Here is a 24,502-nt window from a genome sequence, read left to right on the forward strand (position 1 = left end):
GCGCGTGGTGACCGCGCAGACCCGACCGGCGTCGCCGCCGGCGACCCGCCTCGGCGACCTGGTGCAGTGGCTGCGCGAGCGGACCGAGGTCGAGGAGCACGGCGAGCCGGGGACCGTCGTCACCGGCATCACCCTGTCCACCCAGCGCACCCGGCCGGGTGACCTGTACGTCGCGCTGCCGGGCGCCCGCGCGCACGGCCTGGACTTCGCCGACGAGGCCCGGGCCGGTGGCGCCGTCGCGGTCCTGAGCGACCGCCCGGGGGCCGACGTCGTCGTGCCCGAGCCGCGCCGGGTGCTGGGCGCCCTGTCGGCCCACGTCTACGGCGAGCCGGCCACCAGCATGCGGATGGTCGGCGTCACCGGCACCCAGGGCAAGACCACCACGACCCGGCTGGCCGAGGCCGGGCTGGAGGCCGCCGGCGTCCCCGCGGCCGTCATCGGCACCGTCGGCACCCGGATCCTCGGCGAGGAGCTGAAGACCGCGCTGACCACACCCGAGGCACCGGACCTGCACGCTCTGTTCGCGGTGATGCGCGAGCGCGGGGTCCAGGCCTGCGCGATGGAGGTCAGCAGCCACGCGCTGGTGCTCGGCCGGGTCGACGGCGTGGTCTTCGACGTGGCGGTCTTCCTCAACCTGGGCCGCGACCACCTCGACTTCCACACCGACGAGGAGGACTACTACCGGGCCAAGGCCTCGCTGTTCACCCCCGAGCGGGCGCGGCTGGCCCTGGTCAACGCCGACGACGCGCACGGGCGCCGGCTGGCGGGGGAGACCGCGCTCCCGGTCCGCACCTTCTCGGTCACCGGCGCCGCCGGCGGCGCCGAGGCCGACTGGACGGCGTACGACGTCGCGCCCGGGCCCGGCGGCACGACCTTCCGCGTCCGCGGACCCGGCGGTGTCGACGTGCCCGCCGGGGTGAGCCTGCCCGGCTCCTTCAACGTGGCGAACGCCCTGGCCGCGGTGGCCGCCACCGCCGAGGCGGGCGCCGACGCCGGGGCCGTGGCCGCCGGCATCGCGGCCGGGGCCGGCGTGCCGGGCCGCTTCGAGCGCGTCGAGGCCGGTCAGCCGTTCACCGTGGTCGTCGACTACGCCCACAAGCCGGACGCGGTCCAGGCCGCGCTGGCGAGCCTGCGCCCGCTCACCGACGGGCGCCTGCTCATCGTGCTGGGCGCGGGCGGCGACCGCGACCCCGGCAAGCGGCCGATCATGGGCGAGATCGCGGCCCGGCTGGCCGACGTGGTGGTCGTGACCGACGACAACCCCCGCAGCGAGGACCCCGCCGCGATCCGTGCCGCCGTGCTCGCCGGCGCCCGCGCCGGCACCGCCGAGGTGCTGGAGGAGGGGGACCGGCGGGCCGCCATCGCCGCGGCCCTGGACCGGGCCCGGCCCGGCGACATCGTGGTCGTGGCCGGCAAGGGCCACGAGACCGGCCAGGAGGTCGGGGACGTCGTCCACCCCTTCGACGACCGCGCCGTGGTGCGCGACCTGCTGACGGGGCACCGCTGAGGGGGACGTCACCGGCGGGGCGGTTCGGCCCACGCGGCGCCGTACGGAATCATGGGCCAGCGGTCGGGGACGGGCACCAGGACGAGCACCAGGACGGGAGGAGCACGAGCGGATGAGAGCGATCCTCCTGAGCGGCGCCTTCGCGCTCTTCGTCTCCCTGCTCGGCACCCGCGTGGCGATCAACCAGTTCCGCAAGTGGGGGCTGGGCCAGCAGATCCGCGACGACGGCCCCACCAGCCACCACACCAAGATGGGCACGCCGACCATGGGCGGGCTGGTCATCGTGCTGGCCACGCTGGTCGGCTACTTCGGCGCCAAGCTTCTCACCATGAGCGCGCCGACGGCCTCGGCGCTGCTGCTGCTGTTCCTCTTCGTCGGGCTGGCCGCGGTCGGCTTCCTCGACGACTACATCAAGATCGTCAAGCAGCGCAGCCTCGGCCTGCGCAGCAAGGCCAAGATGGTCGGCCAGACCGTGGTCGCGCTGGTCTTCGGCGGGCTCGCGCTGTCGCCGTGGCTGGAGGACGACGACGGCATCCGGCCCGCCTCGGACCACGTCTCGTTCATCCGCGACTACCAGGGCTTCGCGCTGCCCGTCGTCGTGGTGATGGTGCTGATCTGGCTGATCGTCACCGCGACCAGCAACGGGGTGAACCTGACCGACGGCCTCGACGGCCTGGCCGCGGGCGCCTCGATGATGGTCTTCGGCGCCTACATGCTGGTGAACATCTGGCAGAACAACCAGTCCTGCGCCAGCACCAGCCTGGACCCCGACAACATCAGTCTCTGCTACACCGTGCGCGACCCGCTCGACCTGGCGGTGGTGGCCGCCGCGCTCACCGGGGCCTGCTTCGGCTTCCTGTGGTGGAACGCCTCGCCCGCCGCGATCTTCATGGGCGACACCGGCTCGCTGGCCCTCGGCGGTGCGCTGGCCGGGCTGGCGATCCTCACCCGCACCGAGCTGCTGCTCATCATCCTGGGCGGGCTGTTCGTGCTCGAGACGGTCTCGGTGATGCTCCAGGTCACCACGTTCAAGGTCACCAAGCGGCTCACCGGCACCGGCCGGCGGGTGTTCCGCATCGCGCCCATCCACCACCACTTCGAGATGCTCGGGTGGGAGCAGGTCACCGTCACCATCCGCTTCTGGATCATCACCGGCATCTGCGTGGCCGCCGGGCTGGGCGTGTTCTACGCCGAGTGGGTCTCGGGCATCGGATGACCGACCCCTCGTCGCTGGGCCGCCACGACTCCTGGGACGGCGTCCGGGCCGTCGTGGCCGGCTTCGGGGTCTCCGGGTTCGCCGCCGCCGACAACCTGCTCCACCTCGGCGCGAGCGTCACGGCCCTGGACGAGCGCGCCGACGGCCCCGACCAGCGCGCCGAGAAGGCCGAGCTCCTCGAGGTGCTCGGCGCCCACGTCCGGCTGGGGGAGGGCAGCACCGCCACGCTGCCTGACGACGTCGACCTGCTCGTCACCTCGCCCGGCTGGCGGCCGGACGCGCCGCTGCTGGCCCAGGCCCGCGCGCGCGGCGTACCGGTCTGGGGCGAGGTCGAGCTGGCCTGGCGGCTGCGCGACCCGAACCACGACACCCCGTGGCTGGCCGTCACCGGCACCAACGGCAAGACCACGACGGTCCGCATGCTCGAGGCCATCCTGCGCGCCGGCGGGCGGCGCACGGTCGCGGCCGGCAACGTCGGGCTGCCGCTGGTCGAGGCGGTCATGGACCCCGAGCCGTACGACGCGCTGGCCGTCGAGCTCTCCAGCTTCCAGCTGCACTACACGACGTCGATGAGCGCCCAGGCCGCCGCGGTGCTCAACGTGGCCGAGGACCACCTCGACTGGTACGCCTCGATGGCTGCGTACGCCGCCGACAAGGGCCGGATCTACGAGCACGCCCAGCGCGCCTGCGTCTACAACGTCGCCGACCCCGTGACCGAGCGGCTCGTCCGCGACGCCGACGTGGTCGAGGGCGCGCGGGCCATCGGCTTCACCCTCGGGATGCCCGGGGTCGGGATGCTCGGCGTGGTCGAGGACATCCTGGCCGACCGCGCCTTCGTCGAGGAGCGCGAGACCAGTGCGGCCGAGCTCTGCACGCTGGCCGACCTCGCCGCCCCCGGCACCCCCGGCCCGGCGCCGCACACCGTGCAGAACGCGCTGGCCGCCGCGGCCCTCGCCCGTGCCCACGGCGTCGACCAGGCCGCGGTCCGCGACGGGCTGCGCGGCTTCCGGCCCGACGCCCACCGGATCGCGCTGGTCGGCGAGGCCGACGGGGTGGCCTGGGTCGACGACTCCAAGGCCACCAACCCGCACGCCGCCCAGGCCTCGCTGCTCGCCTACGACCCCGTCGTCTGGGTCGCCGGCGGCCTGGCCAAGGGCGCGTCCTTCGACGACCTGGTCCGCACCGTGGCCGGCCGGCTGCGGGGCGTGGTGCTGCTCGGTCGCGACCGCGACGTCATCGCCCAGGCTCTTGCGCGACACGCGCCGGATGTGCCGGTCATCGTCCTGGAGACCGGTGAGACTGCTGTGACTGACGGTGAAGATGTGCCTGATGTGGCTGGACCGATGCGACGCGTCGTGACCGCCGCCGCCGAGCTGGCTCGGCCCGGTGACACGGTGCTCCTCGCCCCGGGCTGCGCCTCGATGGACATGTTCACCGACTACGCCGCACGCGGGGACGCGTTCGCCGCGGCGGTCAGGGAGAGGCTGGCCTAGCGCCGCAGACGACAGCCCGGGAGGGGACCAGGTGACCACCGCGAACCCGGAGAGCACCCCGTCCCGGCTGCCGAGGCTCCCCAGGCTCGGCAAGCTCGGGCTCCCGTCGTTCCGCCCCCAGCTCGCGCACGCCGTGGCCACCACGAACAAGGTCCGCCCGCGCAGCTGGTTCGGCTCGCTGCGCGTCGCGCTGGACCGGCCGCTTACGTCGTACTACCTGCTCGTCGGCGCCTCCGCGCTGCTGCTCACCATCGGGCTGATCATGGTGCTGAGCGCCAGCAGCGTGTACTCCTACGAGCACTACCACGGCGACTCCTACGCCGTGGTGCGCCGCCAGCTGATGTGGGTGGCGATCGGCCTGCCCGCGGCCTGGGTGGCCAGCCGGCTGCCCTACCGCTTCATCCGCCGCCTGGCCTACCCCGGCTTCTCCGCCTCGCTCGTGCTGCTGCTGCTCACGGCGTTCCTGGGCGTGCGGATCAACGGCAACCAGAACTGGCTGGCCCTCGGCCCGGTCCAGATCCAGCCCTCGGAGATCGCCAAGCTCGCGCTCGTGGTCTGGGCCGCGCACATCTACGCCAACAAGGAGCGCCGCCTGCACAGCACCCACGAGATCATCGTGCCGGTGGTGCCGGGCATGGTCCTGGCCACCGGCCTCGTGGTCTTCGGCAACGACCTGGGCACGGCGCTGGTCATGATCGCGCTGCTGTTCGGGCTGCTGTGGGTGGTGGGCGCCCCCGGTCGCTTCTTCACCATGCTCTTCTCGGTCGCCGGCGTCGTGCTGCTCGTCCTCGTCACGACCAACACCGAACGGCTCGGGCGCGTGACCAGCTTCCTCGACCCGCTGGCCGACTACGCCGACCGCGGCTGGCAGCCCGCGCACGGTCTGTTCGCGCTCTCCTCCGGCGGCTTCTTCGGCGAGGGCATCGGCGCCAGCCAGCAGAAGTGGGGCCAGCTGCCCGAGGCCCACACCGACTTCATCTTCGCCGTCCTCGGCGAGGAGCTCGGGCTGGCCGGCACGCTGCTGGTCATCACGCTGTTCCTCACCGTCGCCTTCGCGGCCCTGCGGGTCGCGCGTCGTACGGCGGACCCGTTCGTCCGCTACGCCACCTTCGGCCTGATCGTCTGGCTGGTCGGGCAGATGATCATCAACGTCGGCATGGTGCTGTCCCTGCTGCCGGTCATCGGCATCCCGCTGCCGCTCATCTCCTACGGCGGCTCGTCGCTGGTGCCGACCCTGGTCGCCCTGGGCATGCTCGTCGGCTTCGCCCGGCGCGAGCCCGAGGCCGCCCGGGCCCTGGCCCAGCGCCGCAAGCAGCGCTCGGCAGGCCTGTCGGCCCGCTGAACGCCGCAGGAGTCCTTAGGCTCTGGGCACCATGCGCATCCTCCTCGCCGGCGGCGGCACCGCCGGGCACACCTCGCCGCTGCTCGCCACCGCCGACGCCCTGCGCCGGCTGGAGCCGGGCGTGGAGATCACCTGCCTGGGCACGCCGCGCGGGCTGGAGAACCGCGTGGTCCCGGAGGCGGGCTACCCCCTGGAGCTGATCGCGCCGGTGCCGCTGCCGCGGAAGCTGTCGGGCGACCTGTTGCGCGTGCCCGCGCGGCTGCGGGGCGCGGTCCAGGAAGCGCGCGCGGTGCTCGACCGGGTCCGGCCCGACGTGGTCGTCGGCTACGGCGGGTACGTCTCGGTGCCGGCGTACCTCGCCGCGCGCCGCGCCGGCCTGCCCGTCGTGGTCCACGAGCAGAACTCCAAGCCCGGGCTCTCCAACCGGGTCGGCGCACGCTCGGCTCGCCGCGTCGCCGTGAGCTTCCCCGACACCCCGCTGCGGCACGCGGAGTACGTCGGGCTGCCGATCCGCACGCTCATCTCCTCGGTCGACCGCGACGCGCTGCGCGCCGAGGCCCGCGCGTTCTTCGGCCTCGACCCCGACCTGCCGACGCTGGTGGTGACCGGCGGCTCGCAGGGCGCGCAGTCGCTCAACCGCGCGGTGTCCGGCGCAGCCCGCGCGCTGGGCGAGGCCGGGGTGCAGGTGCTGCACGTGGTCGGCCCCAAGAACGACGTGACGCCGCAGGAGGGCGTGCCGACCTACGTGCCGATCGGGTTCGTGGACCGGATGGACTACGCGCTGGCCGCCGCCGACCTCATGGTCTGCCGCGGCGGCGCCTCGTCGGTCACCGAGGCGGCGGCGGTCGGCGTGCCCGCCGTGTTCGTGCCGCTGCCCATCGGCAACGGCGAGCAGTCGCTCAACCCGAGGCCGGTCGTGGACGCCGGGGGAGCGCTGCTGGTCGAGGACGCGGCCTTTACCGCCGACTGGGTGCTCTCGCACGTGCCGCCGCTCGTCACCGACCCCGCGCGCCTCGCCGCCATGAGCAAGGCGGCGTCCGGCGTCATCCCGCGCGACGCCGACGAGAAGCTGGCGCGCATCGTGCTGGAGACCGCCCGGTGACCGTCCACCTCGTGGGGATCGGCGGCGCCGGGCTGTCGGGCATCGCCCGCGTGCTGCTCGCGCGCGGCGTCGCGGTCAGCGGCAGCGACGGCGTCGACTCGCCCACGCTGGCCGCGTTGCGGGCGCTGGGCGCGGACGTGCACGTCGGGCACGACCCGCACCACCTCGACCACCTCGGCCCCGACGACACCGTCGTGGTCTCCGCCGCGGTCAAGCCCGACAACCCGGAGTACGCCGAGGCGCTGCGCCGCGGCCTCGCGGTGCAGTCGCGGGCCGAGGCCATGGCCGCGCTGATGGCCGGTCGCCGGGTCGTCGCCGTCGCCGGCACCCACGGCAAGACCACGACCACCAGCCTGCTGACCGTCGCGCTCCAGGCGGCCGGCGCCGACCCGACGTACACCATCGGCGGCGAGCTGGCCGCGACCGGCGTCAACGCGGCCGAGGGCAGCAGCGACCTGTTCGTGGCCGAGGCCGACGAGAGCGACGGCGCCTTCCTGCACTACGCGCCGCACGCCGCCGTGGTCACCAACGTCGAAGCCGACCACCTCGACCACTGGTCCTCACCGGAGGCCTACGCCGCGGCCTTCGACGCCTTCGCGGACACCGTCGCGCCGGACGGCTTCCTCGTCGTGTGCGCCGACGACCCCGGCGCCGCCGCACTGGGCGAGCGGCAGCGGGCCGCCGGACGTCGGGTCGTGTCCGTGACCACCGCCAGTCCCGAGGCCCTGGACGGCGTCACGCTCTGGGCGCCGGGCGACCACTACCTCGCCGACGCACTGGCCGCGCTCGCCACCGGCGTCGAGCTGGGCCACGACCCCGAGCACCTGCGCCGCGGCATCGCGTCGTACTCCGGGACCAAGCGGCGCATGGAGCTCAAGGGCGAGGCGGGCGGGGTGCGGGTCTACGACTCCTACGCCCACCACCCGACCGAGATCGCCGGCGACCTCGCCTCGGCCCGCGTGCTGGCCGGCGCCGGCCGGGTCGTGGTGGCCTTCCAGCCCCACCTGGTCTCCCGCACCCGGCTGTTCGGTGAGGAGATGGGCCGCGCGCTCGGCGCCGCGGACCAGGTCGTGGTGACCGACGTCTACCTGGCCCGCGAGCAGCCCGACCCGGCGGTGACCGGCGCGCTCGTCGCCGACGCCGTGCCGCTGCTGGGCGAGCAGGTGGCCTTCGTGCCCGCACTGGACGACGTGCCCGCCGCGCTGGTGGCGCGGGCCCACCCGGGTGACCTGGTGCTGACCCTCGGCGCCGGGACGGTCACGGGGGTCGGCCCACGGGTGCTGGAGCTGCTCGGTGCGTAGCCCGCTGCGCCGGGTGGCGCGCACCGACGACGGCGACGGTGTCGACAAGGCCACCCGCCGCAGCCGCCGCCGCTTCGCGCGCCGTCAGTGGCGCCGCCGCTGGCTGGCCTGGCGGGTCGTGCTCGCCGTCGTGGTGGTCCTGGCGCTGGCCGCGGGCGGGATCTACGCCGTCTGGTTCTCCTCCTGGCTGGCCGTGGAGAAGATCGAGGTCTCCGGCGCCGAGACCGTCAGCACGACCCAGATCCGCCAGGTGTCCGGCATCGACGTCGGCGAGCCGCTGGTCCAGGTCGACCTCGACAGCGCGGAGCGCCGGATCGGCTCGCTGGCCGTCGTGCGCTCGGTCAAGGTCACCCGCCAGTGGCCGCACGGCGTGCTGGTCTCCATCGAGGAGCGCACCGCCATCGCCGTGGTCGAGATCGGCGGTCAGCTGCGGGGGATGGACGCCGACGGCGTGGTGTTCCGGCAGTACAAGAAGGCCCCGCCCGAGCTCCCGCGCGTGGAGACCTCGATCGGCACGACCGCCGCCGCGCTCAAGGAGGCGGCCAAGGTCATCTCCGCCCTGCCCGACGACCTGACCATCCTGATCGACCACGTGCAGGTCACCACGGTCGACCAGATCTCGCTGGTGCTCAAGGACGGGCGCACGGTCCAGTGGGGGAGCGCCGACGACTCCGACACCAAGGCCGAGGTGCTCGAGACGCTGCTGGCCACCGTCGACGCCCAGACCTACGACGTCTCGGTGCCGTCGAAACCCACGACCCGCTGATCCGACCCGGCGTGTCTGCACGGTCGGGCGGCCCGGCGTACCTACTGTCATGACCACGGAGAGGTTGACATAACTATAACCCTCAGCCTGAGGGTGACAGTTGAGCCGGAGGAGAGCGGACCGTGGCAGCAGCGCAGAACTACCTCGCGATCATCAAGGTCGTGGGCATCGGCGGAGGCGGCGTCAACGCCGTCAACCGGATGATCGAGGTCGGCCTCAAGGGGGTCGAGTTCATCGCCATCAACACCGACGCCCAGGCGCTGCTCATGAGCGACGCCGACGTCAAGCTCGACATCGGTCGTGAGCTGACCCGGGGCCTCGGCGCCGGCGCCAACCCCGACGTCGGCGCGCGCGCCGCCGAGGACCACGCCGACGAGATCGAAGAGGTCATCAAGGGCGCCGACATGGTCTTCGTCACCGCGGGCGAGGGCGGCGGCACCGGCACCGGCGGCGCGCCCGTCGTGGCCCGCATCGCCCGCAGCCTCGGCGCCCTGACCATCGGCGTGGTGACCCGGCCGTTCGCGTTCGAGGGTCGCCGCCGGGCCAACTCGGCCGAGGAGGGCATCGCGCAGCTGCGCGAGGAGGTCGACACCCTCATCGTCATCCCCAACGACCGCCTCCTGTCCATCTCCGACCGCAACGTCTCCGTGCTCGACGCCTTCAAGCAGGCCGACCAGGTCCTCCTCCAGGGCGTCAGCGGCATCACCGACCTCATCACCACCCCGGGCCTGATCAACCTCGACTTCGCCGACGTGAAGTCGGTCATGGCGAACGCCGGCTCCGCGCTCATGGGCATCGGCTCGGCCCGCGGCGAGGACCGCTCGGTGGCCGCGGCCGAGATGGCGGTCTCCAGCCCGCTGCTGGAGGCCAGCATCGACGGCGCCCACGGCGTGCTGCTCTCCATCGCCGGTGGCTCCGACCTCGGGCTGTTCGAGATCAACGAGGCTGCGGCGCTCGTGGCCGACGCCGTGCACCCCGAGGCCAACATCATCTTCGGCGCGACCATCGACGACGCGCTGGGCGACGAGGTGCGGGTGACGGTCATCGCGGCCGGCTTCGACGGCGGCACGCCCAAGCGTGCGCACGAGGGCTCCGCCCTGCGGCGCACGCCGGCCCAGCCCCAGCAGAGCCAGGCCGAGACCCGGGCTGCGGTCGCCGCCGTGGCCACCCAGCGCCAGGAGGAGAAGGAGCGCGAGCGGGTCACCGCACCGTCCGCGCCCCAGGCCACCCCCCGCGCCAGTCGTCGACCCCGGCCCCCGCGCCGATGCAGTTCGACGACGACGACCTGGACGTCCCGGACTTCCTGAAGTAGCCGCTTGTACTCCTTCACCGACTCCCGCAGTGAGGGCGACGTCCGGGTGGACGTCGCCTTCACCGATGCTGCGCTCGACCTCCAGGGGCCCAAGCCCGGCTTCGATGAGGCTCTGGCGAAGGTGGAGGCCGACTGCGGGGTGTCCTTCGCCCGCCTGAGCCAGGTGCACGGCGACGAGGTGCTCGTGGTCGACGAGCCGGTGGCGGGGGAGGGCGACGCGCTGGTCACCACGCGGCGCGGGCTCGGGCTGATGGTCCGCGCGGCCGACTGCGTTCCCGTGCTGCTGGCCGACGCCGCTGCCGGCGTCGTGGGCGCGGTGCACGCCGGACGCGTCGGGGTGAGCATCGACGTGGTCGGGCGGACCGTCGAGCGGATGCGCGAGCTCGGGGCGACCGACCTGCAGGCGTGGGTCGGCCCGCACGTGTGCGGACGCTGCTACGAGGTGCCCGCGGACCTGCGCGACGAGGTCGCGGCCGTGGTGCCGCAGACCCGGGCCGAGACGTCGTGGGGCACGCCGTCGCTCGACCTGGGGGCCGGCGTCGCCGCCCAGCTCGCCACGCGCGACGTGGCCGTCGTCGAGGTCGGCCGGTGCACGCTCGAGGACCCCGACCTGCACTCCTACCGCCGCGACGGCGCCGCCTCGGGACGTCTCGCCGGGCTGGTGTGGCTCACGTGAGCCGCCGCGACGAGCTCGAGGGCGGGCTGGCCCGGGTCCGCGAGAGCATCGCGGGCGCGGCCGCGGACGCCGGCCGCGACCCGGGCGAGGTCACCCTGGTCGTGGTCACCAAGTTCTTCCCGGCCTCCGACGTGCGCCTGCTGGCCGAGCTCGGGGTCACCGACGTGGGCGAGAACCGCCACCAGGAGGCCGAGGCCAAGGCCGCCGAGTGCGCGGACCTCGGGCTGCGCTGGCACTTCATCGGCGGGCTGCAGAGCAACAAGGCGGCCGCCGTCGCGGCGTACGCCGACGTGGTCGAGTCCGTCGACCGCCGCAAGCTGGTCGCTCCGCTGAGCAAGGGCGCCCACCAGTGCGACCACGCCGTCGACGTGCTCCTCCAGGTCTCCCTCGACCCGCCCGACCGGGAGGGCCGCTCCGGCGCGGACCCCGCCGACGTGCCAGCGCTGGCCGCGGCGGTGGAGGAGGCCGGGCTGCTGCGGCTGCGCGGGCTGATGGCGGTCGCACCGCTGGGGGAGGACCCCGCCGCGGCGTTCGCCCGGCTGGTCGAGGTGCACGCCGGACTGCTGGCCGACCATCCGGACGCCACCTGGCTCTCAGCGGGGATGAGCGGCGACCTGGAGCACGCCGTACGAGCCGGTGCGACACACGTGCGTGTCGGCTCCGCGGTCCTCGGATCGAGACCCACCAACCACTAACCTCACGAACAAGCGGCCTCTGCGACGGGGCCGCCGGACCCGGAAGGCACAACCATGAGCGGCGCGATGCGCAGGATCGGTGAGTACCTCGGCCTGCTCGAGGACACCGGCCGGTACGACGACGACTACGCCGACACCTACGACGACGGCTACGACGAGCGCTACACCGAGGAGACCGCCCCGGTGGCCGCCAAGCCGTCGCGGCGCGAGGTCCAGCGCGAGCAGCGCGAGGCCCGCCAGGCCGCCACGGTGGCCCACCTCGACGAGCACCGCCGCCCGGCGGGCGGCGGCACCGCCCTGGCCACCGCCCCGCGCGTGGCCGAGCTGTCCCGGATCTTCACGCTGCACCCGCGGACCTACAACGAGGCCCGCACCGTCGGGGAGAACTTCCGCGACGGCACCCCGGTGATCATGAACCTCTCCGAGATGGACGACTCCGACGCCAAGCGACTCGTCGACTTCGCGGCCGGCCTGGTCTTCGCCACCCGCGGCAGCATCGAGCGGATCACCAGCAAGGTGTTCCTGCTCTCCCCGCCCAACGTCTCGGTCGCCGCCGAGGACAAGGCCCGCATCGTCGAGGGCGGCTTCTTCAACCAGAGCTGACCGGGGCCCGAAGCGGTCCTGACCGCCCGCGCGCCGATGCGCGTGGGGGTTGGCCGACCCGGCATGATCGTCGCGTGCACCTCGTCCTCTCGCTCATCCACGTCGCGCTGTGGATCTTCATCGCGCTCATGTGGATCCGCTTCGTGGTCGACTGGGTGCAGGTCTTCGCGCGCAACTGGGCGCCGACCGGCTTCCTGCTCATCGTGCTGGAGGCGGTCTACTCGGTGACCGACCCGCCGATCAAGGCGCTGCGCCGCGTGGTGCCGCCGCTGCGGATCGGGACGATCGCCATCGACCTGTCCTTCATCATCGTGATGCTGGTGGCCTACATCTTGTTGTACGTCGTGGGGAACCTCCTCAACAGCGTCTGATCGCCTCGCGCCGGTCTTTGCTTGCAGCACCTGTCACACCAGCCCCACGCCAGGCGCTACAGTTCCGAGGAAGACTCGCCGGGCGCGCGCCGTAGGCGACCAAGAGCACACCATCGTCGATCCTGGCGAACACCGATGAAGATGTAAGGGTGGAAACATGCCACTGACGCCTGAGGACGTGAGCAACAAGCGCTTCACGCCGGTCCGGCTCCGCGAGGGCTACGACATGGGTGAGGTCGACCAGTTCCTCGACGAGGTCGAGGCCGAGCTGGCCCGCCTCACCAAGGAGAACGACGACCTGCGCCAGAAGCTCGCCGCGGCCCAGACCGGTGGCGGCTCGAGCTTCCAGGACAACCCGCCCACGGCCCAGACGCCCGCCGTGCAGGAGCCGATCCGCGAGCCCGAGCCGACGCCTCCGCCCACCCCGGAGCCCACGCCCGAGCCGGTCGCCGCGGCCGCCGCGCCGGCCCCCGTCGTCGAGACCGTCCGGGTCGAGACCGTGCCGCAGGCCTCCAACGCCGCCGCCCGGCTGCTGGAGATCGCCACCCGCAACGCCGACGAGCTGGTCGACCAGGCCAAGGACGAGGCCGACAAGATCATCGGCGAGGCCCGCACCAAGGCCGAGCGCCTCGAGAGCGAGTCCAAGCAGAAGGCCGACCGCCTCGAGTCCGACGCCCGCACCCGCGCCCAGATGCTCGACTCCGAGACCGCCGAGCGCCGCCAGCAGATGTTCGGCGAGCTCGAGCGCGAGCGCGACAAGCTCAACAGCGAGGTGGAGACGCTGCGCGCCTTCGAGCGCGAGTACCGCTCCCGCCTCAAGAGCTACTTCACCCAGCAGCTCGAGTCGCTCTCCGGCCCCGGCGAGTCCCCGGCGGCCGGCGACGAGCAGCCGCCCGCACCCAAGCGGCTGCGCTCCATCCTCGGCGAAGACGAGGTCTGAGAGCCCTCTCAGCAACGCCTGGCGCAGGTCAGGACGGTCCCAGGACCGTCCTGACCTGCGCTTTGCCGCTCCACGACGTGAGCGCGCCTCTTGGGAACCGGGCGGTCCACCCGCTAGGTTTCCGGCCAGCAGCCGTGGTCCCCGCCACGGACCGGCCACAGGAAGGCCCACCGATGGCCCGCACCACCACTCGTCGCTCCCTCGCCGGACGCGCCGCCTCCGTCGCCAAGAAGGCCGTCGGCACGGCGAAGAAGGCCGCCACCAAGAAGGCCGCCCCCGCGAAGAAGGCCGCCCCCGCGAAGAAGGCGCCGCCCGCCAAGAAGGCGGCGCCGGCGAAGAAGGCTCCCGTGAAGAAGGCGGCGCCGGCCAAGAAGGCGGCGCCGGCCAAGAAGGCGGCGCCGGCCAAGAAGGCGGCGCCGGCCAAGAAGGCGGCGCCGGCCAAGAAGGCGGCGCCGGCCAAGAAGGCCGCGCCGGCCAAGAAGGCGCCGGCGAAGAAGGCGCCGGCGAAGAAGGCGCCGGCGAAGAAGGCGCCGGCGAAGAAGGCGGCGCCGGCCGAGAAGGTGGCCTCGACCAAGCAGGTCGCCGCGAAGCCGGCCCCGTCGGCCAAGAAGGCCGCGGCCAAGAGCGCGCCGACCACCAAGGCCGCCCCGACGGCCAAGAAGGCCGCACCTGCCCAGAAGACCGCACCCGCCCAGAAGACCGCACCGGCCAAGAAGGCCGCTCCCGCCGTGGAGGCCGCGGCCCCCGTGAAGGTCACCCCGGCCAAGAAGGCCGCCCCGGCCAAGAAGGCCGCGCCCGCGCCGGCCGCCACCAAGAAGGCGCCGCCGAGCGCGCTGGTCGTCAAGGCCGGCGAGGAGAAGTGGACCAAGGCCGAGCTCAAGCAGGTCCTGGCCCAGCTCAACGCCGAGCGTGAGCACAGCCTGGAGATCGTCGAGGCGCACTCCTCGGAGCTGACCGGCCTGATGCGCGACTCCGGTGACGGCGCCGGGCAGGACCAGGCCGACGTGGGCGCGACGACGTACGAGCGCGACCAGGAGCTGCAGGTCCTCACCATCGAGCGCGACAAGCTGGCCCAGATCGACCGGGCCCTGGCGCGCATCGACGACGGCACCTACGGCGTGTGCGAGTCGTGCGGGGAGCCCATCGGCAAGGAGCGGCTCAAGTTCATGCCCCGTGCGACACTGTGCATGACATGCAAGCAGCGCGAGGAACGTCGCTGAGTCCGGACGACTCCAGCCTCACCGACACCCGGTCCCACCCCTCCGGACTCGCCGTCCGGAGCCTGCTGGTCCTCTGCTTCGCCCTGCCGTACGCCGTCGACCAGCTCACCAAGTGGCTGGCGGTCGACCGGCTCACCGGCGAGCCCGACCGGAGTCTGGTCGGCGACCTCCTGGTCCTGCACCTGACCCGCAACGCGGGCGCGGCGTTCAGCACCGGCACGGGCTACACCGAGCTGTTCTCGGTGCTCGCCATCATCGCGGTCTGCGTGGTGCTGTGGCTGAGCCGCCGGGTGCGCAGCCTGCTGTGGGCGGCGGCGTTCGGGCTGCTGCTGGCCGGGATCCTCGGCAACCTCACCGACCGGGTGTTCCGCGACCCGGGCGTGCTGCGCGGGCACGTCGTCGACTTCCTCATGCTGCCGAACTGGCCGGTCTTCAACGTCGCCGACGTCTGCATCAACGTCGCCGCGGCCCTCATCCTCATCCAGGCGTTCCGGGCCGTCCGGCTCGACGGCACGCGCGCGGAGAAGGACGAGGACGGGGCGCACGCGGCCGGGGACGCCGAGTGACCCAGCTCGACCACCGCACGCTCCCGGTGCCGGACGGGCTCGCCGGCGAGCGCGTCGACGCCGCGATGGCGCAGATGTTCGGCCTGAGCCGGACCCGCGCGGCCGACCTCATCGCGCGCGGCATGGTCCTGGTCGACGGCGCCGAGGCGGCCAAGAGCGACCGGGTCCTGGCCGGCGCCCTGCTCGACGTGGAGATCCCGGTCGAGGTCGACCCGCTCGCCGTCGTACCCCAAGAGGTCGAGGGCATCCAGATCCTCCACGACGACTCCTCGATCGTGGTGATCAGCAAGCCGGTCGGCGTGGCCGTGCACCCCTCGCCCGGCTGGACCGGCCCCACCGTCGTCGGCCACCTGGCCGCGGCCGGGTTCGAGATCGCCACCAGCGGCGCCTCCGAGCGGCAGGGCATCGTGCAGCGCCTGGACGTCGGTACGTCGGGCGTCATGGTCATCTGCAAGTCCGAGCACGCCTACTCCGTGCTCAAGCAGGCCTTCCGCGACCGCGAGATCGACAAGGTCTACCACGCGCTCGTGCAGGGCCACCCCGACCCGCTCGAGGGCACCGTCGACGCCCCGATCGGCCGGCACCCGAAGGCGGACTACAAGTTCGCGGTCATGGCCGACGGCCGCCCCAGCGTCACGCACTACGCGACCCTCGAGGCCCACCGCTTCGCCAGCCTGCTCGAGGTCCACCTCGAGACCGGCCGCACCCACCAGATCCGCGTCCACATGGCCGCCCTCAAGCACCCCTGTGTCGGCGACCTGACCTACGGCGCCGACCCCACCCTGGCCAAGCGCTTCGGCCTGGAGCGCCAGTGGCTGCACGCCGTACGCCTCGGCTTCACCCACCCCGACACCGGCGAGCACGTCGAGTACTCCTCCGACTACCCCGACGACCTGGCCCACGCCCTCGAGCTGGTCCGCAGTGCCGACTGACCCGGACCTGACCCTCCGCCCCGCCGACGGGTCCGACGCCGACCTCGTCGCCGAGGTCCACCTCGCCTCGCGCCGCGCCGCCCCCATGCCGCCCGGCGTCCACACCGACGACGACGTCCGCCACTGGCTCGCCGGCCGCCTCACCCAGGACACCGTCTGGCTGGCCGAACGCGCGGGCGACCCCGTCGGCTACGCCCGCTTCACCGACACCTGGCTCGACGACCTGTACGTCGTCCCCACCGCCGCCCGCCGCGGCGTCGGCTCGGCCCTCCTCGACCTGGTCAAGGCCCACCGCTCGGCCGGCTTCTGCCTCTGGGTCTTCGAGATGAACACCCCCGCCCGCGCCTTCTACCGCCGCCACGGCCTCGTCGAGCTCGAACGCACCGACGGCAGCGCCAACGAGGAACGAGCCCCCGACCTCCGGCTGGCCTGGCCCGGCCACGATCCCGTCGCGTTCTTCCGAGGCCTCATCGACGAGGTCGACACCGACCTCGGCGACCTCCTCAACCGCCGCGCCGCCCTCACCCGCGCCGTCCAGGACCACAAGCCCTCCACGAACCGCGACCCGGCCCGCGAACGCGAGATCGTCGAGGCCCTGGCCCTCCGTGCGCCGACCCTCGGCGAGGAGCGGCTGACCCGCATCGTGCACGCGATCATCACCGAGAGCCTCGAGGCTTCTGCAGGCTGAGACCATCGGGTCCTTCCTCCCCGCCGCCGCCCAGGTCCCCCGGGATGGGAAAGCGAGGGCGGGCGGTCACCACTAAACTTGTAACGCTCAGTTGTCGGATGTTCCGACCCGTTGCAGGGGGTCGGAAGTTCCCGTAACTGAGCGTTACAAGCGGGGGCGGCGGGGGCGGCTGCGGAGCAGCTGACCCGCGGCCGCCCCACCCACCCACGTGAAGGCGGAGGCGACGGCCACGCGCCGGACCCGGCCGCCTGTGGGCTGACCCGGCCACCGCCGGGCCGGGGTTCGCCGTCGAAGGCTGGACCCGCGGCGTGGGGCACGCACACCCAACGCAACCACGCTGGGAGCAGTCGCGTGCAACACGGCGTCGGTTGCCTTCGGCGGTGAACACCGGATCCGGCGGGGGCCGGGTCAGCCCACAGGGGGCCACCACAACGAGCAGCGGTGCCACGAGCCGCAGCACCCAGCAGAAGACCCACTGTCGGTGCCCTCGAATACCGTCACCGACATGCTCAAGGACCCGCCCGAACCACATCCACCACCACGTCCCCCGACGACGTAGGCTGGCCCCCTTCCCCCAGGTCCGTCGGCTCACCGTCGACCCCCTGTAGTCCGCACGCCCGCACGACGGTCCGGAAGGCAGCCGCGTGAGCAACGACTCGTTCGTCCACTTGCACGTCCACACCGAGTACTCCATGCTCGACGGTGCCTCCCTGCTCGACGGCCTGTTCGAGCGCGTGGTGGACCAGGGGATGCCGGCGATCGCGATGACCGACCACGGCAACCTGCACGGTGCCTACGACTTCTGGGCCAAGGCCAAGCGCGCGGGGGTCAACCCGATCATCGGGATCGAGGCCTACATCGCGCCGCAGGTGCACCGCTCGGAGCGCAAGCGGGTGCGGTGGGGCAAGGGCGACCTGGCCGAGGAGGGTGGCGACGACGTCGCCGGCGGTGGCGCCTACACCCACATGACGATCTGGTCGGAGACGACCGAGGGCATGCACAACCTGTTCCGGCTGAGCAGCCGGTCCAGCCTCGAGGGCTACTACTACAAGCCGCGCGCCGACCGCGAGCTGCTCAACCAGTACGCCCCCGGCCTCATCGCCACGACCGGCTGCCCGTCGGGGGAGATCCAGACCCGCCTGCGCCTGGGCCAGTACGACGAGGCGCGCAAGTCCGCCGCGGAGTTCCAGGAGATCTTCGGCAAGGACAACTTCTTCCTCGAGCTGATGGACCACGACATCGGCATCGAGAAGCGCACCCGCGAGGACCTGCTGCGGCTCGGCAAGGAGCTGGGCATCCGGCCGGTGGCGACCAACGACTCGCACTACAACAACCCCGAGGACGCCTCGACCCAGGACGCGCTCATCTGCGTGGCCTCGGGCAAGACGATCTCCGACCCCAAGCGGCTCAAGTTCGACGGCGGCGGCTACTACATCAAGTCCGCGGCCGAGATGCGGGCGCTGTGGGCCGACAAGCACGGGATGCCGGAGGCCTGCGACAACACCCTCGAGATCGCCGAGCGGTGCTCGGTGGAGTTCGTGGAGTCCACGGGCGGCTACATGGCGCGCGCGGACGTGCCGGCGGGGGAGACCGAGGAGTCGTGGTTCCGCGCGGAGGTGTGGCGCGGGATCGAGGCGCGCTACCCGGGCGAGCTGCTGACCCAGGACGTCAAGGACCGCGTCGAGATGGAGCTCGCGGTCATCACGACCAAGGGCTACTGCGGCTACTACCTCGTGGTCGCCGACTTCATCAACTGGTCCAAGGAGAACGGCATCCGGGTGGGCCCGGGCCGCGGGTCCGGTGCGGGCTCGATCGCGGCGTACGCCCTGCGCATCACCGACCTGTGCCCGCTCGAGCACGGCCTGATCTTCGAGCGCTTCCTCAACCCCGAGCGCCCCTCGATGCCCGACTTCGACATCGACTTCGACGAGCGCCGGCGCGGCGAGGTCATCCAGTACGTCTCGGCCAAGTACGGCACCGACCGGGTCGCCCAGATCGCGACGTTCGGCCGGATCAAGGCCAAGCAGGCCATCAAGGACGCCGCGCGCGTGCTCGACCACGGCTTCGCGGTGGGCGACCGGATCACCAAGGCGCTGCCGGCCGACGTGATGGGCAAGGGCGTGCCCCTCAAGGCGCTGTTCGACCGCGAGCACAAGCGCTACGGCGAGGGCCAGGACTTCCGCCAGCTGCACGAGAACGAGGTCGACGTCCGGACGATCTACGAGACCGCGGTCGGCCTCGAGGGCCAGATCCGCCAGTGGGGCGTGCACGCGGCCGGCGTGATCATGTCCAGCGACCCGCTGATCGACATCGTCCCGATCATGAAGCGCGAGCAGGACGGCGCGATCATCACCCAGTTCGACTACCCGATGTGCGAGGCGCTCGGGCTGGTCAAGATGGACTTCCTGGGCCTGCGCAACCTCACCGTCCTCGACGACGCCCTCGAGCACATCCGCAACAACCGCGGCGAGACGGTGGTCCTCGAGGAGCTGACCTTCGACGACCAGGCGACCTACGACCTGCTCTCGCGCGGCGACACCCTCGGCGTCTTCCAGCTCGACGGCGGGCCGATGCGCGCGCTGCTGCGCAGCATGCGCCCGGACAAGTTCGCCGACATCTCCGCCGTCGGCGCGCTCTACCGGCCGGGCCCGATGGGCGCGGACTCGCACAACAAGTACGCCCGCCGCAAGAACGGCCGCGAGCCGATCGACCCGATCCACCCCGAGCTGGCCGAGGCGCTCGAGCCGGTGCTGGGGGAGACCTACGGCCTGATCGTCTACCAAGAGCAGGTCATGGAGATCGCGCAGGTCCTGGCCGGCTTCTCGCTCGGACAGGCGGACAACCTGCGGCGCGCGATGGGCAAGAAGAAGAAGGAGGAGCTGGACAAGCAGTACGCCGGCTTCCAGCAGGGCATGCTTGAGCGCGGCTACTCCCAGGCCGCGATCACCACGCTGTGGGAGATCCTGCTGCCCTTCTCCGACTACGCCTTCAACAAGGCCCACTCCGCGGCGTACGGCGTCGTGTCGTACTGGACCGCCTACCTCAAGGCCAACTACCCGGCCGAGTACATGGCGGCCCTGCTGACCAGCGTCAAGGACGACAAGGACAAGTCGGCGATCTACCTCAACGAGTGCCGCAAGATGAAGATCCAGGTGCTCCCGCCCGACGTCAACGAGTCCCAGGCCAACTTCGCCCCGGTCGGCCACGACATCCGCTTCGGGCTGACCGCGATCCGCAACGTCGGCCACAACGTCGTCGAGGGCATCGTGGCCGCGCGCCAGGAGAAGGGCCGCTACGTCGACTTCAACGACTTCCTGGAGAAGGTCCCCGCGCTGGTCTGCAACAAGCGCGTGGTCGAGTCGCTGGTCAAGGCGGGCGCCTTCGACGACATGAAGCACAAGCGGCGCGCGCTGGTGGCCATCCACGAGCAGGCCGTCGACCAGTACGTCGACATCAAGCGCAACGAGGCGATCGGCCAGGACTCGCTGTTCGGCGGCGTCGACGACACCTCGGGCTTCGGGGTCTCGGTGACCATCCCCGAGGAGATCGAGGAGTGGGACAAGACCACGCTGCTCGGCCACGAGCGGGACATGCTCGGGCTCTACGTCTCCGACCACCCGCTGCTGGGCCTGGAGCACGTGCTCTCGCAGGGCACCGACTGCACGGTGGGTCAGCTGCTGCTCGACGAGGAGCGCCCGCACGGCTCGACGGTCACCGTCGCCGGACTGGTCACCTCGGTGCAGCGCAAGATCACCAAGCGCGGCGACACCTGGGCCACCATCACGCTGGAGGACCTGGAGGGCGGCATCGAGGTGCTGCTGTTCCCGAGCACCTACCAGCTGGCCAGCACGCTGCTGATGGAGGACAGCATCCTGCGCATCCGCGGGTCGCTGTCGCGCGACAAGGAGCAGCCCGAGCTGCGCGCCCAGGAGGTCACCGCTCCCGACATCTCCGACGGCCCGAGCGGCCCGGTCGTGATCAGCCTGCCCTCGACCCGGTGCACCCCGCCGACGATCTCGCAGCTCAAGGACGTCCTCGGCACCCACCCTGGGGTCACCGAGGTCCGGCTGCGACTCTTGACGCGTGAGAAGACCACGGTCATGCGGCTCGACGACCGGCTCCGGGTCACCCCGAGCCCGGCGCTGTTCGCCGACCTCAAGCAGCTGCTGGGCCCGGGATGTCTGACGGGCTGACCGCCGCCCCGATCCACGAGCCGCCCGCCGCCCCGCCCGCCCGCGCCCGTCGTCCGGTGCGGGTGGTGCTCGTGCAGGCCCTCGTCGTCCTCGCGCTGTTCGCCGTGGCCGGGCTCGGCGCCGGCTACCTCTGGCACCACCTCTGGGACTCGCCCCGCGGCCTGGTCGCCGGCCACCAGTGGTACACCGACGAGCACGGCCTGCGCGACGACTTCGCCGGCGTCGCGTGGTACGTCGTCGTCGCCGCGCCCACGGGCCTCGTCCTCGGCCTGCTGTGCGCGTGGTTCCTCGGCCGCGCCGAGCTGGTGACCCTGGTCGCGGTCCTCGCCGGGTCCGTGCTGGCGGCGTACCTCATGCTCGTCGTCGGCTACCACCTCAGCCCGCCGGACCCGCAGATCGCCGCCAGGACGGCCAAGGACGGCACCCGGCTCCAGGGTGCGCTGCGCGTCGACCAGTGGCCACCGCGGGGCGCGTTCCCGTTCGGGGCGCTGGTCGGACTGGCCCTGGTCTACGCCCTCACCGGCGGCCGCTCCGCGCAGGGTCCACAGACCCCCGAGGGTTCGCCCGAACAGGGTTTGGGCGAGGGAACCCCTCGGTAGGCTCCCGGCGTCGAACCGGCGAACTGTCCGGCTTCCCGGCTCCCTCGGAGGACGCATGTCGAGCACGCTCCCACCCCCGCCGCCCCCGCCGGCGGGTCCGCCCAGCGGACCCCCCGGACCGCCCCCGAGCGGTCCGCCGGAGTTCCTGCAGAGCGGTGGCGGCGACCCGGTGCCGCCGGAGCCGCGCCGCAGCCGCGGCCTCAAGCGCGGGCTGCTCGTGGGCGGCGGCGTGGTCGGCCTCGGCGCGGTCGCGGTGGGCGCCTGGGCGGCGTACGGCTTCTTCTCCACCGGTCCGCAGCCGGCCGAGGCGCTGCCCGCGGCGACGCTGGGCTACGCCAGCATCGACCTCGACCCCAGCGGCGGGCAGAAGATCGAGGCGCTGCGCACCCTCAACAAGTTCCCGGCGTTCAAGGACAAGGTCGGCATCGACCCCGACGACGACCTGCGCAAGGAGCTGTTCGACAAGATCCAGGAGGGCGCCGGCTGCGACGGCCTCGACTGGGAGGACGACGTCGAGCCCTGGCTCGGCGACCGGGCCGCCGTGGCCGCGGTCGACCTCGGTCAGGACGAGCCGAGCCCCGTCGTGGTCGTCCAGGTCAAGGACGCCGACCAGGCCGACGCCGGTCTCGACAAGATCAAGGACTGCGGCGGCGGCGACCTCGGGTGGAAGGTGGACGGCGACTGGGCCGTCCTGGCCGAGACCGACGACATCGCCGACGACGTGGTCAAGGCGACCGCCGACGGCTCGCTGGCCGAGGACGAGGACTTCCAGCGCTGGACCGACGAGGCCGGCGACCCCGGCGTCGTGTCGATGTACGCCGGGCCGGAGGCCGGCGACTACTTCGCCGACCACGCCGACGACCTCTTCGGCCTGGGCGGGCTCGGCGAGGTCGCCTGCGGCGTGACCGAGGGGCTGGTCCTCGGGGCGACCTCCTCGGACGACGGCGGCTACGACGACGGGACGGGCGACGGCGGCGACTACAGCGACTACAGCGACGGCGGCGCCTGCGCCGACGTGGACCCGTCCGGCTCGGCGGTCTCCGACGACCTCAAGCAGCAGCTGCGCGACTTCCAGGGCATGGCCATCACCGTCCGCTTCGACGACGGCGCGGTCGAGCTGGAGAGCGCCGGCGACAGCAGCGTGCCCGCCCTCAGCATGCTCAGCGGCGGCGGCACGGCCGACGTCGTGAAGTCCCTGCCGGCCGACACCGGCGCCGTCCTCGGCGTCGGCTTCGCGGACGGCTGGTTCGGCGACCTGGTCGACTACATCGCGCCGTACGTCGGCAGCGAGTCGTCCGACGAGCTGATGGGCGAGCTGTCCGACATGACCGGTCTCGACCTGCCCGGTGACGCCGAGGCGCTCGCCGGTGACTCGGCTGCGCTGGTCCTGGGCTCCGACTTCGACCCGAGCGCGCTGTTCGAGTCCGAGGACGGCTCGGACGTGCCGGTCGCGCTGAAGATCCAGGGCGACGCCGACGAGATCGAGGGCGTGCTCGACAAGCTGCGCGAGATGGCCGGTCCCGACGACTACGTGCTCGGCTCCGACGCCGAGGGCGACACCGTCGTGGTCGGGCCCGACGAGGACTTCCGCCGGGAGGTCCTCGCGGACGGCGGGCTCGGGGACGACGACGTGTTCAAGGACGTCATCCGCGAGGCCGACGACGCGAGCGCCATCGTCTTCGTCAACGTCAACGAGTTCGAGGACGCCCTCCAGGACGCGATGAGCGGCGACGGCGACCAGGAGCTCCTGGACAACATCAAGCCGGTCTCGGGGATCGGCGCGGAGAGCTGGGTCGACGACGACGTCGCCCACGGCATCGTGCGGATCACGACCGACTGATGTCGGCCACGATCGCCCCGGTCACCTCCACGAGGTCGGCCGGGGCGATCTCCACGTCCAGGCCCCGCCGTCCGCCCGAGACGTACACGGTCTCCCACAGCTCGGCGCTCTCGTCGACGACGGTCGGGTGTGCCTTCCTCTGGCCGAACGGCGAGATCCCGCCCGCGACGTACCCGGTGGCCCTCTCGGCGTCCCGCACGTCGGCCATGGCCGCCCTGGACCCCTCCAGCGCCCGGGCCAGGGCCTTGAGGTCGAGCCGGGCGCTCACCGGCACGACCGCGACCGCCAGCCGGCCGTCGACGTTCGCCATCAGCGTCTTGTAGACCCGGTCGGGGTCCAGTCCGAGCTCCTCGGCCGCCTCGAGCCCGAACGAGGTCGAGCGCGGATCGTGGTGGTACTCGTGCGCCGTGAACGCCACCCCGGCCGCCCGGAGCGCCACCACCGCTGGAGTCAGTTGGGGCTCCAGCGCGTGCGCGCCACGTCGGTGGCCGGCAGCGAGGGCAGCACCTGCATGGCGCGCAGCTCGGAGCGCAGCAGGTCGGTGACCATGCGCAGCCGGTGCGAGGCGTCCTCCGCCTCGAGCAGCGCCTGGCGCTCGTGCAGCGGCAGGGGAGCGCAGGCGGCCAGCGTCCAGGAGAGGTACGACGCGTCCTTCGGCAAGGTGCCCGTGTAGGGGTCGGCGCGGATGTCGGAGAGCGCCTCCCGGTAGGCGGTGAAGGTCTCGCGCGCCTCGTCGACCAGGTCGGCGTCCACGAACCCGCCCGTCTCGGGCCGGTCCACGACCTGCCCCACCGGGAACGTCCCGGTGGTGTCGAGCCGCTCCAGCTGGATCCGGTCCAGCCCCACGGCCACGATCGAGAACGTCCCGTCGGGGTGCGACTCCACCTCGGTCAGCTGCACCCGGCATCCCACCCGGAACAGCGACTGCGACCCGTGCTCGCCGACCTCGTAGCCCTCGCGGATCCCCACCGACCCGAACAGCCGCTGGGCCGGGTCCTCCACCCGCAGCAGGTGGTGGACGAGCGCGCGGTAGCGGTCCTCGAAGACGTTGAGCGGCACGCTGACACCCGGGAACACGACCGCGTTGAGCGGGAACATCGGCAGCGTCGTGCTCACGGCTGCCAACGTACTCCCGGGCCG

At 72.7% G+C, this 24,502-nt stretch carries 22 protein-coding genes; 20 read left to right on the forward strand and 2 right to left on the reverse strand.

Annotation, left to right across the window (positions count from 1 at the left end):
• Window positions 1–4: 4 nt before the first annotated feature.
• The 20 genes from G5V58_RS07170 to G5V58_RS07265 all read left to right on the forward strand — a co-directional run bounded on the left by G5V58_RS07170 (window position 5) and on the right by G5V58_RS07265 (window position 23,362).
• Complete coding sequence (locus tag G5V58_RS07170) at window positions 5–1,507, forward strand: UDP-N-acetylmuramoyl-L-alanyl-D-glutamate--2,6-diaminopimelate ligase (protein WP_456237800.1); 1,503 nt, start codon at window positions 5–7, stop codon at window positions 1,505–1,507.
• A gap of 112 nt (window positions 1,508–1,619) precedes the next feature.
• Window positions 1,620–2,723, forward strand: coding sequence for a phospho-N-acetylmuramoyl-pentapeptide-transferase (gene mraY / locus G5V58_RS07175; protein WP_165230401.1), 1,104 nt, complete (start codon window positions 1,620–1,622; stop codon window positions 2,721–2,723).
• Entirely contained in the window at window positions 2,720–4,216 is a 1,497-nt protein-coding gene (gene murD / locus G5V58_RS07180) for a UDP-N-acetylmuramoyl-L-alanine--D-glutamate ligase (RefSeq protein WP_165230404.1), read from the forward strand. The genes mraY and murD overlap by 4 nt, the downstream gene beginning before the upstream one ends.
• Window positions 4,217–4,247: 31 nt before the next feature.
• Complete coding sequence (ftsW, locus tag G5V58_RS07185; protein WP_230487149.1) at window positions 4,248–5,558, forward strand: putative lipid II flippase FtsW; 1,311 nt, start codon at window positions 4,248–4,250, stop codon at window positions 5,556–5,558.
• 31 nt (window positions 5,559–5,589) lie between these two features.
• Entirely contained in the window at window positions 5,590–6,660 is a 1,071-nt protein-coding gene (gene murG, locus G5V58_RS07190) for an undecaprenyldiphospho-muramoylpentapeptide beta-N-acetylglucosaminyltransferase (protein ID WP_165230407.1), read from the forward strand.
• Window positions 6,657–7,961: a UDP-N-acetylmuramate--L-alanine ligase gene (murC, locus tag G5V58_RS07195; protein WP_165230410.1), complete on the forward strand. Its 1,305-nt coding sequence runs from the start codon at window positions 6,657–6,659 to the stop codon at window positions 7,959–7,961. Before murG ends, murC begins: the two co-directional genes overlap by 4 nt.
• On the forward strand, window positions 7,954–8,727 hold the full coding sequence (locus G5V58_RS07200) for a cell division protein FtsQ/DivIB (RefSeq protein WP_230487150.1): 774 nt from the start codon (window positions 7,954–7,956) through the stop codon (window positions 8,725–8,727). Before murC ends, G5V58_RS07200 begins: the two co-directional genes overlap by 8 nt.
• A 122-nt stretch (window positions 8,728–8,849) precedes the next feature.
• The gene (ftsZ, locus tag G5V58_RS07205; protein WP_165230412.1) at window positions 8,850–10,034 is read left to right on the forward strand and encodes a cell division protein FtsZ; all 1,185 of its coding nucleotides are present in this window, start codon (window positions 8,850–8,852) and stop codon (window positions 10,032–10,034) included.
• A gap of 9 nt (window positions 10,035–10,043) precedes the next feature.
• On the forward strand, window positions 10,044–10,715 hold the full coding sequence (locus G5V58_RS07210; protein WP_165230415.1) for a polyphenol oxidase family protein: 672 nt from the start codon (window positions 10,044–10,046) through the stop codon (window positions 10,713–10,715).
• Window positions 10,712–11,410: a YggS family pyridoxal phosphate-dependent enzyme gene (locus G5V58_RS07215; RefSeq protein WP_230487151.1), complete on the forward strand. Its 699-nt coding sequence runs from the start codon at window positions 10,712–10,714 to the stop codon at window positions 11,408–11,410. Before G5V58_RS07210 ends, G5V58_RS07215 begins: the two co-directional genes overlap by 4 nt.
• Window positions 11,411–11,464: 54 nt before the next feature.
• The gene (locus G5V58_RS07220) at window positions 11,465–12,013 is read left to right on the forward strand and encodes a cell division protein SepF (protein ID WP_165230421.1); all 549 of its coding nucleotides are present in this window, start codon (window positions 11,465–11,467) and stop codon (window positions 12,011–12,013) included.
• Between the two features lie 74 nt (window positions 12,014–12,087).
• The gene (locus tag G5V58_RS07225) at window positions 12,088–12,384 is read left to right on the forward strand and encodes a YggT family protein (RefSeq protein ID WP_165230424.1); all 297 of its coding nucleotides are present in this window, start codon (window positions 12,088–12,090) and stop codon (window positions 12,382–12,384) included.
• Window positions 12,385–12,541: 157 nt separating this feature from the next.
• Entirely contained in the window at window positions 12,542–13,324 is a 783-nt protein-coding gene (locus tag G5V58_RS07230) for a DivIVA domain-containing protein (RefSeq protein ID WP_165230427.1), read from the forward strand.
• 173 nt (window positions 13,325–13,497) lie between these two features.
• Window positions 13,498–14,544 (forward strand): TraR/DksA family transcriptional regulator, encoded by a 1,047-nt coding sequence (locus G5V58_RS07235; protein WP_196240569.1) that lies wholly within the window; start codon window positions 13,498–13,500, stop codon window positions 14,542–14,544.
• Window positions 14,517–15,110: a signal peptidase II gene (gene lspA, locus G5V58_RS07240; protein WP_165230430.1), complete on the forward strand. Its 594-nt coding sequence runs from the start codon at window positions 14,517–14,519 to the stop codon at window positions 15,108–15,110. The genes G5V58_RS07235 and lspA overlap by 28 nt, the downstream gene beginning before the upstream one ends.
• A 65-nt stretch (window positions 15,111–15,175) precedes the next feature.
• Complete coding sequence (locus G5V58_RS07245; RefSeq protein ID WP_196240594.1) at window positions 15,176–16,042, forward strand: RluA family pseudouridine synthase; 867 nt, start codon at window positions 15,176–15,178, stop codon at window positions 16,040–16,042.
• The gene (locus G5V58_RS07250; protein WP_165230433.1) at window positions 16,032–16,730 is read left to right on the forward strand and encodes a GNAT family N-acetyltransferase; all 699 of its coding nucleotides are present in this window, start codon (window positions 16,032–16,034) and stop codon (window positions 16,728–16,730) included. The genes G5V58_RS07245 and G5V58_RS07250 overlap by 11 nt, the downstream gene beginning before the upstream one ends.
• A gap of 692 nt (window positions 16,731–17,422) precedes the next feature.
• Window positions 17,423–20,923: a DNA polymerase III subunit alpha gene (gene dnaE / locus G5V58_RS07255; RefSeq protein ID WP_230487334.1), complete on the forward strand. Its 3,501-nt coding sequence runs from the start codon at window positions 17,423–17,425 to the stop codon at window positions 20,921–20,923.
• Window positions 20,908–21,522, forward strand: coding sequence for a hypothetical protein (locus G5V58_RS07260; RefSeq protein WP_165230440.1), 615 nt, complete (start codon window positions 20,908–20,910; stop codon window positions 21,520–21,522). Before dnaE ends, G5V58_RS07260 begins: the two co-directional genes overlap by 16 nt.
• A 55-nt stretch (window positions 21,523–21,577) precedes the next feature.
• Window positions 21,578–23,362, forward strand: coding sequence for a DUF3352 domain-containing protein (locus G5V58_RS07265; RefSeq protein WP_165230443.1), 1,785 nt, complete (start codon window positions 21,578–21,580; stop codon window positions 23,360–23,362).
• Here the strand turns inward: G5V58_RS07265 and ybaK are convergent.
• On the reverse strand, window positions 23,349–23,804 hold the full coding sequence (gene ybaK / locus G5V58_RS25900) for a Cys-tRNA(Pro) deacylase (RefSeq protein WP_230487152.1): 456 nt from the start codon (window positions 23,802–23,804) through the stop codon (window positions 23,349–23,351). The two genes, G5V58_RS07265 and ybaK, sit on opposite strands and share 14 nt — an antisense overlap.
• Window positions 23,805–23,812: 8 nt before the next feature.
• Window positions 23,813–24,478: an LON peptidase substrate-binding domain-containing protein gene (locus tag G5V58_RS25905; RefSeq protein WP_230487153.1), complete on the reverse strand. Its 666-nt coding sequence runs from the start codon at window positions 24,476–24,478 to the stop codon at window positions 23,813–23,815.
• Window positions 24,479–24,502 lie beyond the last annotated feature (24 nt).

The sequence above is a fragment of the Nocardioides anomalus genome, assembly GCF_011046535.1.
Taxonomy (GTDB): domain Bacteria; phylum Actinomycetota; class Actinomycetes; order Propionibacteriales; family Nocardioidaceae; genus Nocardioides; species Nocardioides anomalus.

Coding starts and splice junctions, on each gene's coding strand:
- dnaE (WP_230487334.1), top strand. CDS start 17,423: ATGCTCGACGGTGCCTCCCTGCTCGACGGCCTGTTCGAGCGCGTGGTG.
- murG (WP_165230407.1), top strand. CDS start 5,590: ATGCGCATCCTCCTCGCCGGCGGCGGCACCGCCGGGCACACCTCGCCG.
- lspA (WP_165230430.1), top strand. CDS start 14,517: ATGCAAGCAGCGCGAGGAACGTCGCTGAGTCCGGACGACTCCAGCCTC.
- G5V58_RS07245 (WP_196240594.1), top strand. CDS start 15,176: ATGGCGCAGATGTTCGGCCTGAGCCGGACCCGCGCGGCCGACCTCATC.
- G5V58_RS07260 (WP_165230440.1), top strand. CDS start 20,908: ATGTCTGACGGGCTGACCGCCGCCCCGATCCACGAGCCGCCCGCCGCC.
- G5V58_RS07220 (WP_165230421.1), top strand. CDS start 11,465: ATGAGCGGCGCGATGCGCAGGATCGGTGAGTACCTCGGCCTGCTCGAG.
- G5V58_RS07235 (WP_196240569.1), top strand. CDS start 13,498: ATGGCCCGCACCACCACTCGTCGCTCCCTCGCCGGACGCGCCGCCTCC.
- murD (WP_165230404.1), top strand. CDS start 2,720: ATGACCGACCCCTCGTCGCTGGGCCGCCACGACTCCTGGGACGGCGTC.
- G5V58_RS07230 (WP_165230427.1), top strand. CDS start 12,542: ATGCCACTGACGCCTGAGGACGTGAGCAACAAGCGCTTCACGCCGGTC.
- mraY (WP_165230401.1), top strand. CDS start 1,620: ATGAGAGCGATCCTCCTGAGCGGCGCCTTCGCGCTCTTCGTCTCCCTG.
- G5V58_RS07265 (WP_165230443.1), top strand. CDS start 21,578: ATGTCGAGCACGCTCCCACCCCCGCCGCCCCCGCCGGCGGGTCCGCCC.